Genomic DNA, 16,239 nt, shown 5'->3' on the forward strand with positions numbered 1-16,239 from the left:
ACTTGCTTCGCCTTTCCCGGAGAATTCACGACGCCGAGGACTGCGCCTCGATGAACCGTGCGAGCCGCGCCGTGCCCTCTTCGATATCGGCCGTCGTCAGATAGCTGGTGGAGAGACGGAGGGCCTGATGGCCGCCGCCCTGCGGATAGAAGTAGTTCATCGGCGTCCAGATGACGCCGAATTCCTGTGCCGAGCGGGTCAGCGCCGCATTGTCCGCCCGGAAGGGGACGTGGACCGTGAGGAAGAAACCTCCGGTCGGTTCGTTCCAGCGCACGCCCAGAGCGGCTCGCCGGTCCGCCGGCAGACGCGCGTCGAGATTGCGCAGTGTGGTCCGCATGGCATTGCCGTAATAGGCCGCCGGTTCCGCGTTCATCTCGGAGATCCGGCCGTCGCCCGCCAGCAGGGCGCCCGCCACCGCGGCCTGGCTCAGGGACGAGGTGTTGACCGTCACCATGCTCTTGATCTTGGCGAGCTCGTCGGCCAGGAGACCGGTCCGGCCCGATGTGTCGACCACCTGCTGGTCGGCGACGGCGAAACCGACCCGGGCGCCGGGGAAGACGGTCTTGGCGAACGAGCCCAGGTGGACGACACTCCGCGAGCGGTCCATGGACTTGAGCGTCGGCAGCGGCGTACCGGGGCTCACTCTGCGGTAGGGGCTGTCCTCGATGAGGAGGATGCCGTGGCGCTCCGCCGTCTCCAGCAGCGCGGCGCGCGTCGGCGCGTCCATCGTGGTTCCCGACGGGTTGGAGTGATCGGGAATGACGTAGAGGGCCCGGGGGCGCCCTCCCCGGGCGCGCTCGCGCACGATCGCGGTCTCCAGATCGGCGCAGGAGAACCCGTCCTCCCGCTCCTCAACGGCCGTCACCGGCACGCCCAGCAGGCGTGCCACGCCCGTGATGCCGACATAGCAGGGGCTCGCCGCGAGCAGCACGTCGTCGGGGCCGGCGGTGAGGGCCCGCACCACCAGCAGCATGGCCTCCTGCGCGCCGACGGTGATCACGATCGATTCCGCCGGGACGTCGATGCCCTCGTCCGCGCGCAGGGAGTCGGCGACGATCTCACGGATCTGGCCGGCGGTGGGACCGTACTGGTACATGGCGGTACGGATGTCCTGCTCCGTGCGTCCCTGCGCGGCCAGATGGTCGAGGTAGCGGCGGAGGTACGTGAAGATCTGCTCGGTGTCGAAGAAGCCGTCGTAGGGCCGCCCTGGCGCGAAGGAGACGGCGTCCGGGTAGCGGTGGGTGACCTCGTTGAGGAAGGTCATCGTGTCCAGGACGGGATCGGAGAGGCTGGGGTGGAGGTCGTCCTTGCGCAGGACGCCCACGGCATTTCCCTGGGCGCTCGCGGCACCGCTCCAAGCACCCACGGCACCGCCCCGGGTGCCCGTCGGGCGTACGGGGGACGGCGGACGCTGTCCGGTACGGAGGCTGTCGGGGCGGGTCTCGACGATCGAGGCGGTTCCGGTGAACGTCATCGCCTCCTCCAACTCCCGCACGAGAGCGCCCAGCACGTCGGTGACGCCCGCTTCCCCGTCGACGATCAGCCCGTCCAGCACCAGCCGTCCCACGAGGACCGCGTCGGCCCCCGAGGCCAGGGAGACCAGGATGTCGGCGCCCCGGCGGATGCCGCCGCCGAGCAGGACGGGGCGGTGCGTGCCCGCGACCGCGGCGAGGTCGGGCAGCGCGTCCAGCGAGTCGGTGACGATGCCGTCGGCCCCGGTGTCGAACGCGCGGGAGGCGTCGGCAGCGGTGCGTACGCCCGCGACGAGCAGGGGCAGCGCGGATGTGGCGCGCAGCCTCTCCACGTCGGCCCAGTCCGCGCGGGGAGCATCGGGGCGCGCGAGTCGGCCGCCGCCCTGGGACCCCAAAGAGAGGAGGAGTGCGGCGAACCCGGCGCGCTCCGCGTCGGCCACCGCCCGCTCGACGTCACCGTGCTCCCGGTAGCCGTATGTGCGGAGCCACCGCGGCCCGTCGTCGGCCGGCTCCGGGTGCGCGAGGTCGTTCGGGGTGACCATGTCGACCACGACGGGCAGTCCCGCCGCGTCGGCCGCCCGCAGCACGGCGGGCTCGTCCGCGGGCCGGGCGAGTCCGGCGAGCGGGCCGACGGCGATCGGTGCGGCCCAGGGACGGTCCAGGATCTTCGTGCTGGTGTCGGGCGGCCCGGGCCGGGTGGACCGGGCCGGCCTCAGACCGGTCCGGTCGAAGGCCGCCCTGTTCTCCGCAGAGGCTCGTTCAACGGCTTCCAGGGATTCCGCGAGAACGTGATCGAATCCTTTCCTGGCCAGTCGTGCATAGTCGTCGAGGCTCCGTCCGGCCATGGAATTCCTCCCGGCGGAATCGGGTATTGGAAGGCTGATTCGGCATTCAGGATCACACGATCGCAATCCTCACCACAACACTGTCCAACGGTCCGAAACCGCCACTTGGACGGGGAGTTGACTTGGACGGGCAGTTCACCAACGGATGCGAGGGCTTTTCTTTTCACCGTCCATGTGGAGGGCACGCGACCTCCGAAAAACGCACGAGTGACATCGGAAGATCCGCTCTGCCGCGCACCTTCAATTTCCGGTATATTTTGGTGAGATGCTGTTCCACCGTACTGACCGTTATGGAGAGCCGGTCGGCGATCTCGCGGTTGGTACAGCCGGACGCGGCGAGGGCCCCGACCCGGCGTTCCGCCTCGGTGAGTTCGGCCAGCGCCGCGGGCACCGCGTCCGGATCGGCGGCGCCCGTCGGGACCACGCTCCGGGCCGGCGCGGACGGAGCGTCCCACAGTGCTCCCAGCGGGTGCTCGCGCCCGAGCGCGGTGGTCTCCCCCTCCGCCCTGCGCGCGGCTTCCTCGTCGGCCCGGGCGCGCCTCGACTCCAGCCCGTCACCGCAGGTTTCGAGGATCTGTACCGCCTCCTGGAGCAGCCGCAGCCGGTTCCGGGACGGACCCACCGCCGCGAGATGGCGCAGCGCGATGCCGCGGGCGCGGGTGGGCCGCTCACCGAGCCGGGCGAGGTGTTCCTCGGCCCGCTCCCGGGCCCGCCGGTGATCGCCCATGGCGATGAGGGCGGCGACCGCGTCGTTGCGCCAGTCCACGAGTTCCGGTGCGTCGAGCCGCCACTTCGTCATCAGCTCGCCGCACGACTCGAAGTCCCGCAGGGCGGCGCGCGGCCGGCCCAGGGCGAGGTGGAAGCGGCCCAGCGCCTGGAGGTAGGGCAGCGCGAAGGGGGTGCCGAACATGACCATGGGAACGGGCAGGTCGAGGTAGGTCCGCGCCGTGTCGACATCGCCGCTCTCGGTCGCCGCGCGGATCGCCAGGGCCAGCGGCAGGCCGATCGCGATGCCCCAGGCCTCCGGGCCGACCAGGCTCAGCGCGGTCCCGGCGGCCTCGCCCGCGTCGGCGGCGTCACCCCGGCTCAGGGCCGCCGCCGCTCGGATCGTCTCCAGGAACGCCCGCCGCATGGGGGCACGCCGGTTGCGCGGCTCGTCCAGCAGCCGCTCCGACCAGAGCAGCGCCTCGTCCAGCCGCTGGGACCCGATCAGGAAGATCAGCGCCACGAGCGTGTCCGCGAACGGGCCGGCCCTGCCGGTGCCGCGCAGCAGCTCGTCGGGGGCCGGGTCCTTCCCGAGCTCGACGAGGTCGGCCGAGAGCCTGATGAAGGTGCGGGGCGACATCGTGGTGCCGCGCCGCAGACCGGGGCAGCAGAAGGACAGCCACACCCGGACGAGGGTGTGGTCCGAGCGGATGACGGCCCGGGAGTAGCCCGCTCCGTCCCAGGCGTTCTCCGCGCCGGCGCCCTCCCGCGCCTCGATGATCCGCAACAGGTCGTCGGCCTGCGCGAACTCGCCGCGCCACACCTTCTGTTTCACCACGACCAGGGCGTCGGACCCGGTGAGCAGACCGGCGCGCACCATACGGCTGAGCTGCGGGAGGTACCGGGACGCCTTCGCGGGGTCGATGAGCCACTGCGCCTCCGCGAGGGCGGCGATCACCTCCGCTTCCTGGTTGGCGTCCGTGCAGAGGCCGGAGGCGTGCCGCAGATAGCCGACGCCGGCACCGATGTCTCCCGCCGCCAGGGCCTCACGCGCGGCCTCCCGGAGGATGTCGGGCTGCCAGGCGGCCTGCGCCGAGTCGTGGCCGGCCAGCAGTTGTTCGGCCACCACCGAGGCGGGCGCACCGCTCTCGCGGAGCAGCTCGGCGGCCCGGGCCCGCAGAGCGGGGAGGTCCTTGCCGGGAATGTCCGCGAGCACGGTCAGCCGGGCACGCTCGTGGCCGAACCACGAGCCCGAGAACAGCCCCGCCGCGCGCAGGTCGGTGACGCTCCGGCGTACGGAGGTCGCGTCCGCCCCGAGGAGGTCGCCGATCAGGGCGGGTGTCACGGACTTGCCGAGGACGGCGGCGGCGCGCGCGACAGCGAGCAGGGTCGGCTCGCAGCGGTGGAGGCAGCGGAGAAAGGCGTTCCGGAACGACTCGCACGGCACCGGGGCACCCCGTCCCGCGGCCTCGACCGTCCCCTGCCCGGCGAAGTCCTCGATCAGGGCGTCCAGCAGCAGAGGGTTCCCCCCGCTCGTCCGCGCCCACAGCTCGACGGTCCCCGGCGTCACCGAACGCGTCGCCGGATGATCCGTCAGATATCCGGCGACCCCCTCGGCCGAGAGCGGACCGAGCCGGATCCGATGGCAGTAGGGCAGGTGGAGCGTCTCCGCGTGGAGCGTGGCGAGTGCCTGTTCGTGGCTGGGACTCTCGGTCAGGACGACCAGGACGGCCAGCGAGTCGATGCGCCGTACGAGATACCTCAGGCACTGGAGCGATGCCTCGTCGGCGAAGTGCACGTCGTCGACGTGGAGGACGAGCGGCTGTTTCTCGGCGAGTTCGGCGACGGCCCGGTAGACGCGCTGCATCAGTGCGCGTGGCACCCGTCCGCTCGCCTCCGCGGCCGTCGTGACGTCCGCGACGGCCGGTGGCCCGTCGGCCGGACCCACCGCACCCATCGCGGTCACCAGCTGGTCGATCAGCCCGAGCCTGTCGAGGCTCTCACTCACGGAGCCGGTCGCCGACAGGACGGCGCCCCCCTGCTCCGTCACCTGCTCGACGAATGTCTGGATCAACGCGGTCTTGCCGCACCCCACAGGACCGTTGGTAATGACCAGGGAACCCTTTCCGGCCACACACCCTCTGTAGAGACGTCGTAGAAGACCGAGTTCTCCGTCCCTTTCACTGAGCTTCACAGGCACCCCCGTACCTTCGCCGATCAGTCAGCGCAACTCAGGATAGCGTCTCATTCACGCCGACACGGGCTGACTTTCGGTCACTCGGCCAAGGAATAGGGGGTGTCTTTCAGACATGGAGCGGCCGGGAATTAATGGAAAATTAAAGAAGAAATGCACAACCCCTCCCGGTGAAGAGCGGAATGATTCACGCCACTTCCCTGACCCCGCACACGACTCGGGGCCGTCGCGAAAGCGCACCTTTCGCGACGGCCCCCTCTGTCCGAGGCGCGGGCTCAGCCGATCTGCGCGACGTCCTCCCCGACCCTCTCGGCGAACTCCGACCACAGGTCGGCGAACTGCCGGGCGAGATCAGCCACGATGTCACTGCAGTGCGGCGGGACGTTGCTGATGATCGCCTCCCACTCCTCCTTGCGCAGCGTGTGCAGAGCGAGCAGGCGCAACAGATTGCGGCCGGTCTCACTGAAGCGCAGGGCCGGGTCGGCCATGAGCCGCTTGATCAGCACGGCGTGGTCCGAAGCCGGTGCGACGTCCGGACGCGTCCGATTTCCCGGCCGGGCGAGCCGCAGCGTCCCGAACTCCCCTCCTACGGCCCGCTCCTCGTCCGGCGCGGCCTCCCGGCGGCGGCGCCGGGGCAGCGGGTCCTCGCCGTTGCCCAGCCGGTTGCGCACGTCCCGGGCGGTCTCCGGGGAGATGCCCGCCGCCCGGGCGACCTGCCGCAGCGAGAGGTCCGGGTTCTCGGCGAGCAGCTCACCGGCGAGGATGCGGCCGCTGCTGCCGTCGACCGGCCGCATCCTGCCGTCCCTGCCGAGCCGGCGCCCCTGCGGCCCCGGCCCCCGGACGACCCGCTTGCGGATGTCGCCGACGGTCCCGGGGGCGATCCCGGTCACCGAGGCCACCCTGCGATCCGACCACTGGGGATGGGCGACGATGATGCGCTCGGCGGCACGCTTGCGGTCGGCGAGCGCCAGCGGCAGGCCGTGAGTGACATTGAGCCTCACCGACAGGACGAAGGCCGCCGTTTCGTCCCCGTCGAAGAACCGGGCGGCGATCCTGCTCTCGCCGCGCAGCCGGGCGGCTCTCAACCGGTGGTAGCCGTCGATGACCCGCATCGTCGGCCGGTGCACCGTGATCGGCGGCAGCGGGTTCGGCGCTGCCGCGAGTACTTGTATGTGCTCCGAACTCTCTCCGGCCAGCCGCGGTGATCCGGACAGGCTCAGCGAGCCGATCTCGACCTCCACGACGGGCTGTTCCCCTATGGCCCCCTCGGACTCCACCCCAGCTCCTCACATACCCCCGCCGCTGCGAGAGCGTCGCCGTCCACGAAGAAGAATTTCTCGTGCAAGCACGCTTTCTGCAGAAAATCCACTGCCTGCCGCCGCGAAGAATGCGGGGGGTGGCGATTTCGACACCCTCGGCCCGCCCTGTCACCCCGAGACAGAGCATCCGCGTGCGGCATTCGCGTGCTTCGGATGTGACCGAAATTAACAGCCTGACATCCAAGCCGAAACCCCTGTGGACATCGGGGGGTGGTGCCCCCTACGCCCTAGGGGGCACCTGAACCCGGGGTTCCGCGCAATGCGGCGATCAGCCGACGGAGGCCGTGACGTCACTCCGCACGCGGGTCGCGAAGTCCGCCCACATGTCGGCCAGTTGGACGGCGAGGTCGGCGACGACACCGCTGCAGTGCGGCGGGACGTTGCCGATGATCGCCTCCCACTCCTCCTCGCGGACCGCGTGGATCGTGAGGAGCCGCAGCAGACTGCGGCCGGTCTCGGAGAAACGCAGCGCCGGATCGGCGGTCAGCCGCTTGACCAGGACGACACGGTCCGGCGCCGCGTCCGCGCGGGCCCGCGCGACGGGATGGGGCGGCCGCCCGGCAGCGGGTTCGCCGCGCGGCGCCGGGACGGACACGCACCCGGGGCGGGTGTCCGCACCGGTTCCGGCCTCGGGCGCGGATGCGTGGCGCGGTTCGGTGTCGCTGTCGCGGCGGCGCGAGCGGGGCAGCAGATCCTCGCCGTTCCGCAGGCGGTTGCGCACGTCGCGCACGGTCTCCGGGGAGATGCCGGCCGCGCGGGCGACCTGACGCAGCGACAGACCGGGTTCCTCGGCGAGCAGTTCACCGGCGCGGAGGCGGCCGGCGGTGCCGTCGAGCGGGCGCATCCGGCCGTCCTGGCCGAGCCGGCGCGCCTCCGGGTCGGCGGCGCCGGAACCCAGGCGGCGGCGGATCTCACCGACGGTTCCGGGGGCGATGCCGGCGACCGAGGCCACTCTGCGATCGGACCAGTGGGGGTGGGAGGCGATGATCCGTTCCGCGGCGCTCTGCCGGTCGGGCAGGGCGAGCGGCAGCCCGTGGGTGACGTTCAGCTGGACCGCGAGGACGAAGGCGTCCGACTCGTCGCCGTCGAAGAAGCGGGCGGCGATGGTGGTGTCCCCCCGCAGCCGGGCCGCGCGCAGCCGGTGGAAGCCGTCGATGACCCGCATCGTGGGACGGTGGACGATGATCGGCGGCAGCGGGGTCGGCACCGCCGCGAGCAGTTCGATGTGTTCTTGTCTTTCGCCGGCCAGCCGCGGTGACCCGGTCGGCCGTAAAGCGTCGATTTCCACTTCCACTATGGATTGTTGGTCGATGACTCCCCCGGTTTCCACCCCTGCTCCTCACCGGTCCTCGCCGCCATCACGACGAGCGGCCGTTCTCGTTCTCGAAGAGGAATTCCCTTCCGTACCGTCCGCCGCGGGATCGCTGCCGTGCGGTGCGGGCCACACCGACATCTTCCTTATTTAGGCATCTAGCGCCATAAATACCGCCCGCATCGGACAAGACCGAACGTAACAGTCCCTCAATGCGTTCGAAACCCCTGCCGCCGGGCGAACGGCCGCTCGACGTAGGGGGGTTGACGGGACGACAGAAGTGGTGCCCACGACCCCCATGGGGGTCGTGGGCACCACTCGGAGAGGGGATCAGCGGGTTCGGGGGCCTCCCGGACCTCCCGGACCTCCCGGACCCTCGGGGCCACCGGGACCGAAGACGACCGGCCCGCCGCCGGGCCCGCCCATCCCCGGACCGCCGACCATCCCGGGACCGCCGACCATCCGCGGACCGCCGGGGCCCCCAGGACCGCCGGGGCCGAAGACGACCGGCCCGCCGCCGGGGCCCACCGGTTCCGGGACCCGCTGCTCCGGCAGAACCTCGACATCGCTGTCGTCCTCGGCGGACGGCCGGGCGAACTGCGTGCGGTAGAGCTCGGCGTAGAGCCCGCCGAGCGCGAGCAGCTCGTCATGCGTGCCGCGTTCCACGATCCGCCCCTGGTCCAGGACGATGATCTGGTCGGCGTCCCGGATGGTCGACAGGCGATGCGCGATGACCAGCGAGGTCCGGCCCGCGAGCGCGGTCTTGAGTGCCTGCTGCAGGGCGGCCTCGGACTCCGAGTCGAGATGCGCGGTCGCCTCGTCGAGCACGACCACCGGCGGCGCCTTGAGCAGCAGCCGGGCCATGGCGATGCGCTGCTTCTCACCCCCGGAGAGACGGTAGCCGCGGTCGCCGACCATGGTGTCGAGGCCGTCGGGCAGCGAGGCGACGAGTCGCCAGATCTGTGCGGCCCGGCAGGCCGCGACCAGTTCCTCCTCGGTGGCGTCCGGGCGGGCGTAGAGCAGGTTCTCCCGGATGGTGGTGTGCAGCAGGTGCCCGTCCTGGGTGACCATCCCGACCGTGTCGCTCAGTGACTCCAGCGTCAGGTCGCGCACGTCGCGGCCGTCGATGAGGACGGTGCCCTCCTCCGGGTCGTACAGCCGCGGCACCAGGTGGGTGATGGTGGTCTTGCCCGCCCCGGACGGACCGACCAGCGCGGTGAGTTTGCCGGCCGGCACGGTGAAGCTGAGGTCGCGCAGCGCCCAGCTGTCGCCGACCCGCTCGGGCGTCGGCACGGCGAAGTCCTCCAGCGAGGCCAACGAGACGTCGGCGGGCCTCGGGTGACGGAACGACACCCCGCGGAACTCGACCCCGGGGGCCACGTCGCGGGTCGTGGTGGGCGGCAGCGCCACCGCGTCGGGCTTCTCGGTGACCAGGGGCTTGAGGTCGAGGATCTCGAAGAGCCGGTCGAAGCTGACGAGCGCCGTCATCGCGTCGGCCTGGGCGTTCGACAGCTGGCCCACCGGGGCCATCAGGCGGGTGAGCAGCGTGGTGAGGGCCACCAGGGTGCCGATGCGGAAGGCGCCGTTGATGGAGAGCACGCCGCCGACGCCGTAGACCGCGGCGGTGGCGATCGAGCCGATGAACATGGTCGACAGGAACAGCAGCTTCATGGCGACCGAGTTGCGGACGCCGATGTCGCGGCCGCGGGCGGCGAGCCGCGCATAGCCGGCGGTCTCGCGGTCCGGACGGCTGTAGAGCTTGGCCAGGAGCGCGCCGGCGACGTTGAACCGCTCGTGCATGAGCGAGCCCATCTCGGCGTTCACCTGCATGTGCCGTCGCGCGAGGCCCTGGAGCCGGCGGCCGATGAGGCGGCCGGGAAGGATGAAGAAGGGAACCAGTGCCAGCGAGATCAGCGTGATCGTCCAGGACAGGTAGAACATGGTGGCCAGCACGAAGATGACGGTCAGTCCGGCCGACACCAGGGTGGCGAGCATCTGGGTGACCGCCTGCTGGGCGCCGATCACGTCGGTGTTCAGCCGACTGACCAGGGCACCGGTCTGCGCACGGGTGAAGAAGGCGAGCGACTGGCGCTGCACATGGTCGAAGACCTTGACCCGCAGGTCGTAGACCAGGCCCTCGGCGACCTGGGCGGAGAACCACGTCTCCCCGAACCCCACGACGGCGGCCAGCACGGAGACCGCGGCGACCGCGGCCGCCAGCCGGACCACGGTCCCGGTGTCGCCGGCCGTGATGCCGTCGTCGATCAGGTACTTGAGCAGCAGGGGCGGGGCCACCGCGCAGCCGGCGCTCAGCGTGGTGCACACCAGGAGAAGGCCGATGGAACGGCGGTGCCCCCGGGTGTACGGAATGATTCTTCTCGTCGTTCCGGGCTTCGCCCGCTGGGTGTTGTTCGAGGAATCCGGTCCGTCGGACCGGATCATGACGGGTCCGCCCATCATGGCCACAGGTACTCCCTGGGTCGCGTCGCTGCGGTAGGACGGGCCATCAGCGGGCCGCCTCGGTCTCCCTCATCGCGTCGATGAGGCTCTGCGGACGGAGATCCGTCCAGTTCTCCTCCACATAGTCGAGGCATTCCTTTCGCGTGGCCTCTCCGAAGGCGAGCCGCCAGCCATTCGGAATTTCGGCGAATGCAGGCCACAGCGAGTGCTGATTCTCCCTGTTTACGAGCACCAGAAAGGTCCCGTTTTCATCGTCAAACGGGTTCGCCATAACTGCCCCCACGGATCGCATTTCCCGGTTGATGGGAAAACCTTAGCCGCCTCATATGGGGCGAACAAGGCTCGTCAATTCGAGGAGGTAATTCACGCATGCGGGTATTGTTTATGGTGGGACTGGTGGAGTCGCGTCACCAGTGTCACGTGCCCGCGCCCGACGCGACAGTGTCGTCCAACCGGCCGACCCGAGCACTTGGACACGGACCGACCGGGTGCGGCGCCCCCTCCGGACGGGGGCGGACGGCGAGGGCGCCGCGGTCCGGATGTCAAACCTCCTACGGTGTCGGCTAGTTGGTCGCGAGAGCCTCGGTCGGGGGCAGCCGGGCCGCCCGTACCGCGGGGTAGAAGCCGGCCAGTCCACCGATGACGAGGGTGGCGGCCAGGCCGCCGGCCATCGCCCACAGCGGCACTAGGGCCACCCACCCCTGGTAGGCGGCATAGCCGTTGGTCACGCCGATGCCCAGCAGTACGCCGCCCAGACCGCCGAGCCCGGACAGCAGCAGTGCCTCGGCGAGGAACTGGATCCTGATCTGGCCCCGGGTGGCACCGAGCGAGCGGCGCAGCCCGATCTCCGAGCGCCGCTCCAGCACCGAGATGACCATCGTGTTGGCCACCCCGACACCGCCGACCAGCAGCGCGACCCCGCCCAGGCCCAGCAGCAGTCCGCTCAGCGTCTCGTCCGTGGCGTTCTTGGCGGCCAGCGCGTCGGAGGGACGGGAGACGTTGACCTCGTTGGGATCCTGCGGAGAGACCGTGGGGCCCAGCACGCTGTGCACCTTCTCGACGTCCGCGTCCTTGGCCCGCGTGTAGACCGTCGTCGGATAGCCGTCGAAGGACAGTTCCTTCTCCGCCACCGACCAGCCCACGAACGCCTGTGTGTCAAGGGCCGGCAGCAGCTGGTTGTGTGCCAGCAGACCCACCACGGTGAACCAGTGGTTGCCGAGCCACACCTGCACTTCCGGTCCGGCCTGGTGGATCCCGAGGCTCCGCGCCGCTTCCGAGCCCAGCACCACGGCGGGATAGCGGCTGCTGGCGCCGTTGATCCAGCGGCCGTCCACGATCTCCCCGCCGATGGACCGGAGCAGATCGGTCTGCGCCGCGTTCACCGTCAGGCCGCCGGACTCCACCGACGGGATGTGGTCGTTGCGGTAGAGCTTCGCGTCCGTGGTACCCGTCGCGGAGGCCGAGATCACCTCCGGGCGGTTCGCGATCATCGCGACGGCGTCGTCGGACAGATGGGCGTTCGCGCCGGTCAGGGTGGTACCGGGGGCGACCGTGAGCAGATTGGTGCCGAGCGCGGCCAGCTTCTTGTTCAGGTCGTTCGTCGACGAGGTGGAGATGCCCACCACGCTGATCATCGCGGCGATGCCGATCGCGATGCCCAGGGCGGAGAGGAAGACCCTCATGGGCCGCGAGCGCAGACCCCAGCCGCCCACCCGGGCCACGTCCGACAGGTTCAGCCGGGCCGGCCGGGGCCGCGGCGGCGGGGGCAACTCGGCCCAGGGCCGCTCCCGTTCGGCGGGACCGCCCGCATGCGTCAGGCTCATCGCTCCACCCCCGTGTGCGCCAGGGCCAGGGGCTCCGGCAACGCCGAGTCGTGCTCGATACGGCCGTCCCGCACCCTGACCTCACGCGGCAGGGATGCCGAGATGTCCCGGTCGTGGGTGATGACGACCACCGTCGTCCCGGCCTCGTGCAGCTCGTGGAGCAGCTCCATCACCACAGTCCCCGAGCGGGAGTCCAACGCGCCGGTCGGCTCGTCGGCCAGCAGCAGCGGCGGATCGCCGACCACCGCGCGGGCGATCGCCACCCGCTGCTTCTCACCGCCGGACAGCTGCTGCGGCTCGTGCAGGAGCCGGTGCCCCAGGCCCACCCTGCGCAGCGCCGCCTCGGCGAGCCGACGCCGCTCGCGGCGCGGCCGTCCGCCGTACAGCAGGCCGTCGGCCACGCTGTCGAGGGCTGGGACTCCGGCGGCGAGGTGGAACTGCTGGAAGACGAAGCCGATGGTGCCGGCGCGCAGCGCCGACAGCTCGCGGTCGTTGAGGGAGTCCACGTCGTGGCCGGCGATCGCCACCGTCCCCGCCGAGGGGCGGTCCAGCGTGCCCATGATGTTGAGCATGGTGGACTTGCCCGAACCCGACGGGCCGACGACCGCGAGCATCTCGCCGCGGTGGACCACCAGGTCCGTCTCGACCAGGGCGGCCACGTCGCCGTACGACTTGCTGACCCCGGCCAGCTCGATCACCGGGTGGGCTGCGACGGTCACTTCGGGACCCCCACGACCGTGCCCTCGGTGATGCCGACTCCGGAGACCTCGACCTTGCCGTTGCCGAACATCCCGAGCTTCACCGATCGGTACTCCGTCTTCGCCCCGGTCACCACCTCGACCGCGTAGCCGCCCTGGGGCAGGGCGTACAGGGCGCTGATCGGCACCGCCAGTACGTTGTCGCGCCTCGCGGACGCGAACTCGACGCTGACGGAGGCTGCCTGGTAGGAACCGATCTTCTTGGCGTCCTTGACTTTCAGCTCCACCGGGATGGTGGCCTTCGAGGAGTCCGAGCCCGACGAGTCCCCGGAGGACGCGGGGTCCGAGGAGTCGCTCGACGAGGTCGGCGTACCGATGTCCGTCACCACGGCGGTCACCGTGGTGTTGTCCGGCAGCGTGACCGTCGTGTTCCCGCCCTGCTTCGCCAACTCCGCGTACTGCACCGGCAGATCGACGGAGATGACCCGGTCGGTGCCCGTCCAGGTGAGCACGTCCCCGGAAAGGGCGTCTCCGATGGCGAGCTGCGCCTTGGCGACCCGGCGTGCGCCGGAGGTCACCACCGCGTCGCCGACCTGCACCTCCCCGGTCTCCGCACGTCCGAGGTCGTCCTGCCACTTCTCGACCGCGGCGGCCGTGTCGGAGTTGTAGGTGCTGTCCACCGTGAAGCCCCGGTAGCCGAGCGCCCGGAGGTTCCGCTCCAGCATCTTGACGTCGCTCCCGGTGCTGCCCGGCTTCAGCGTCCGGTACAGCGGCACCGAGCCGTACAGCAGGGGCACCGACTCCTGGTTGACCTTGTAGACCGGCTTCCCCCGGGTGATGGTCTCCCCGTCCGAGGGCATCCAGGTGACGATTCCGGAGGAGGCGGCGCCGCCCTGCGTCGATCCGCCGGACTGCGCCGAGCCGGCCGACGACCCGGTCGACGGGGCCTGGACCGCCGAGGTGTCGCCGTACCCGAGTTGCCCGTCCATGGTCTGGGAGCTGGTCAGTGTCGTCCGCTCCACCTTCGCCGTGGCGGGCGGACCGGTGGGCGCCGCCGCCTTGTCCTCCTCGCCGCCACCGCCGAACGCACCCGAGGCGGCACCGACCGCGGCCACGGCGATCACCACCGCACAGGCCGCGATCAGCGCGATACGCATGCCGCGGCGTGGCCGGCGGATGCCCGTCGAAGGCGGCTCCTCCACGGCGCCACCGCTCCCGTCCAAGGGGGCGAGAGCCGCGGCCCGGGGCTCCAGCTCCCCGCCCACGATGTCCTCCGAGGCCTCGGCGGCCGTCCGCTCGACGGTCCCCCCGTCCTGACCGGTCACTGCTGCGGCCCTCCCATGAAGGCGAGCGTGCCGCCGGGCCGGATGCTGTAGCAGGCCTCCGCGGCCTTGGTGAAGTTCGGGTCCTCCCGCCCGGACAGGCCGGACTTGTTGACATCGATGACGATCGTGTTCCCGTTCACCTCGGGGTCCGGGAAGTTGGGAACGCCATGCTCACGGATGCACTTCGCCCATGCCGCGACCTTCGTGGCGTCGAAATCACGGCTGCCGGCGGCGTCGCCGGTGTCACCCTGGTACAACAACGACTGGCAGGCCGACTGGGCGGATTTGAAGGTCGGCGAGTTCTGGTCGACCCCCTCGGGGATGACCAGTTTCACGCCGCCCCCGCTCTGCTGCTCCGGGTCGGGGAAGTTCGTGACGCCGTTCTGGCGCATGCACTGCGCGTAGGCCACGCCCGCGTTGCTCGTACCGCCCGACGAACTCGACGAACTCGACGACGAGGGGTCGGAGTTCGAGCTGTCGGCGGCAGCGTCACCCGAGCCGCAGCCGCTGAGGAGTGTTCCCGCTGTCACCACGGCCAGGACCGCCAGGAGCGGCCCGGCCATGCGCTTCTGATAGTTGTTCGGCATACCAGCTGTTCTACGGGGCGCCCGGTCACACCGAGGTTGCAACGGGCGCCCCGTGCGACCGTTCAGTCCGGCCCGTCCCCCGCGACGTTCCCCTGCACTTCCGACGGCACCAGCACAATGGCGCGGGCAGGGCAGCGGGCAGCGGCCACCCGCAGTGCCTGGAGTGCCTCGGGCGCCGCGTCACGCACGCGCGGCAGCACCAGGCCGTCGTCTTCCGACTGGTCGAAGAAGTCCGGCTCGAACAGCGCGCAGGCACCCGAGCCCACACAGCTGTCGCGGTCCACCTGGATCTCGATCCGCCCCGCTCTCGCCACCTGCCTCACCACACGACCGGCAGCGTCTCGACGCCGAACTGCGGCGCCAGCGACCGATACCGCAGCTCCTCCACCTCGACGCCGAGCCGCAGGCCGGGGAACCGCTCCAGGAGGCCCGTGAAGGCCACGCGCAGCTGCAGCCGCGCCAGCGCCGCGCCCAGGCAGAAGTGGATGCCGTGCCCCAGGGCCAGGTGATTGGCGGGTTCCCGGGCGATGTCCAGCCCGTCCGCGACACCGTCGCTGTACGGGCAGCGGTTCGCGGTGAACACCGAACACGACACCACCTCACCGGCCTTGATCACCTCGCCGCCGATCTCGACGTCCTCCAGCGCCGTGCGCGGCGACACGGCCGCGACCACCGACACATAGCGCATCAGTTCCTCCACGGCCCGGTCCATCAGTTCGGGACGCTCCCGCAGCAGGGTCAGCTGCTCGGGGTGGCAGAGCAGCGCCAGGGTTCCCAGGGCGATCGTCTCCGCGGTGTTCTCGATCGAGCCGTTGGCGATGCTCTCGCAGAGCCCGGCCAGCTCCTCGTCCGACACCGCGTCCCCGTGCTCCCGGATCAGCATCCCGGCCAGGCCGTCGCCCGGATCGCGGCGCTGCGCCGTGACCAGCTTCCGGAAGTGCCCGACGTACTCCGACGCCGCCGAGTGCCGACGGGAGCTGTGCCCGGAGGCACGGTGATCGCCGAGCCGGGACAGCTCGGGCAGGTCGTCCCGGGGCAGGCCCAGTATCGCGGCAAGGGTCAGCCCGGACACGGGCCGGGCGAAGTGCCGCATCAGGTCGGCGGGCCGACCCGCCCGCTCCAGCAGGTCCAGGCGCTCCGCCACGATCCGCACCATCATCGGTTCCAGCTTCTGCATCTGACGCACCGTGAACATCGGCGCCACCAGTCGCCGCAGCCGGCTGTGCTCCGCCCCGTCCGTCTGCAGCAGACTCCCCGGATGCGGATCGGGCTTGCGGCCGTCCTGCTCCGGAGGCGGCATGCTGGAGAACCGCTCGGCGTCGGCGAGGATCTGCCGCACCACCTCGCGGTCGGTCACGATCCAGTGGGGCATCCCCCCAGGAGGCCTGAAAAGAGGCGTCCGCGCGCTGATCTCCAGGAGCTCCGGCACGGGGTCCAGCACGTTCCGGCGCTTGTCGACGGGTAGTTCGAATGACTGGGTCATGCGAGTCCTGCCTTTC

General features: G+C 70.9%; 12 protein-coding genes. All 12 read right to left on the bottom strand.

Annotated elements, in window-relative coordinates:
- Positions 1-25: 25 nt before the first annotated feature.
- Positions 26-2,317, bottom strand: coding sequence for an aminotransferase class I/II-fold pyridoxal phosphate-dependent enzyme (locus OG496_RS06600; protein ID WP_405969981.1), 2,292 nt, complete (start codon positions 2,315-2,317; stop codon positions 26-28).
- Positions 2,318-2,480: 163 nt separating this feature from the next.
- Positions 2,481-5,222, bottom strand: a complete 2,742-nt coding sequence (locus OG496_RS06605; RefSeq protein ID WP_405969982.1) for an AAA family ATPase — start codon at positions 5,220-5,222, stop codon at positions 2,481-2,483.
- Positions 5,223-5,491: 269 nt separating this feature from the next.
- Positions 5,492-6,493 carry a ParB/RepB/Spo0J family partition protein gene (locus OG496_RS06610; protein WP_405969983.1) on the bottom strand — a complete coding sequence of 334 codons (1,002 nt, stop codon included), beginning with the start codon at positions 6,491-6,493 and terminating at the stop codon, positions 5,492-5,494.
- 310 nt (positions 6,494-6,803) lie between these two features.
- The gene (locus tag OG496_RS06615) at positions 6,804-7,823 is read right to left on the bottom strand and encodes a ParB N-terminal domain-containing protein (protein WP_405969984.1); all 1,020 of its coding nucleotides are present in this window, start codon (positions 7,821-7,823) and stop codon (positions 6,804-6,806) included.
- Positions 7,824-8,177: 354 nt separating this feature from the next.
- Positions 8,178-10,307, bottom strand: a complete 2,130-nt coding sequence (locus OG496_RS06620; protein WP_405969985.1) for an ABC transporter ATP-binding protein — start codon at positions 10,305-10,307, stop codon at positions 8,178-8,180.
- A gap of 46 nt (positions 10,308-10,353) precedes the next feature.
- On the bottom strand, positions 10,354-10,578 hold the full coding sequence (locus OG496_RS06625) for an MbtH family protein (protein WP_124000056.1): 225 nt from the start codon (positions 10,576-10,578) through the stop codon (positions 10,354-10,356).
- Between the two features lie 292 nt (positions 10,579-10,870).
- Positions 10,871-12,130 carry an ABC transporter permease gene (locus OG496_RS06630; protein ID WP_399398312.1) on the bottom strand — a complete coding sequence of 420 codons (1,260 nt, stop codon included), beginning with the start codon at positions 12,128-12,130 and terminating at the stop codon, positions 10,871-10,873.
- The gene (locus OG496_RS06635) at positions 12,127-12,849 is read right to left on the bottom strand and encodes an ABC transporter ATP-binding protein (RefSeq protein WP_399398311.1); all 723 of its coding nucleotides are present in this window, start codon (positions 12,847-12,849) and stop codon (positions 12,127-12,129) included. Before OG496_RS06635 ends, OG496_RS06630 begins: the two co-directional genes overlap by 4 nt.
- Positions 12,846-14,153 carry a peptidoglycan-binding protein gene (locus OG496_RS06640; protein WP_405969986.1) on the bottom strand — a complete coding sequence of 436 codons (1,308 nt, stop codon included), beginning with the start codon at positions 14,151-14,153 and terminating at the stop codon, positions 12,846-12,848. The genes OG496_RS06635 and OG496_RS06640 overlap by 4 nt, the downstream gene beginning before the upstream one ends.
- Positions 14,150-14,740: a hypothetical protein gene (locus OG496_RS06645; RefSeq protein ID WP_399398309.1), complete on the bottom strand. Its 591-nt coding sequence runs from the start codon at positions 14,738-14,740 to the stop codon at positions 14,150-14,152. Before OG496_RS06645 ends, OG496_RS06640 begins: the two co-directional genes overlap by 4 nt.
- A 62-nt stretch (positions 14,741-14,802) precedes the next feature.
- Positions 14,803-15,054, bottom strand: a complete 252-nt coding sequence (locus OG496_RS06650; protein ID WP_405969987.1) for a ferredoxin — start codon at positions 15,052-15,054, stop codon at positions 14,803-14,805.
- A 5-nt stretch (positions 15,055-15,059) separates the two neighbouring features.
- The gene (locus tag OG496_RS06655) at positions 15,060-16,223 is read right to left on the bottom strand and encodes a cytochrome P450 (protein ID WP_405969988.1); all 1,164 of its coding nucleotides are present in this window, start codon (positions 16,221-16,223) and stop codon (positions 15,060-15,062) included.
- Between the last annotated feature and the right edge of the window lie 16 nt (positions 16,224-16,239).

The sequence above is a fragment of the Streptomyces sp. NBC_00988 genome (assembly GCF_045162645.1).
Lineage (GTDB): Bacteria > Actinomycetota > Actinomycetes > Streptomycetales > Streptomycetaceae > Streptomyces.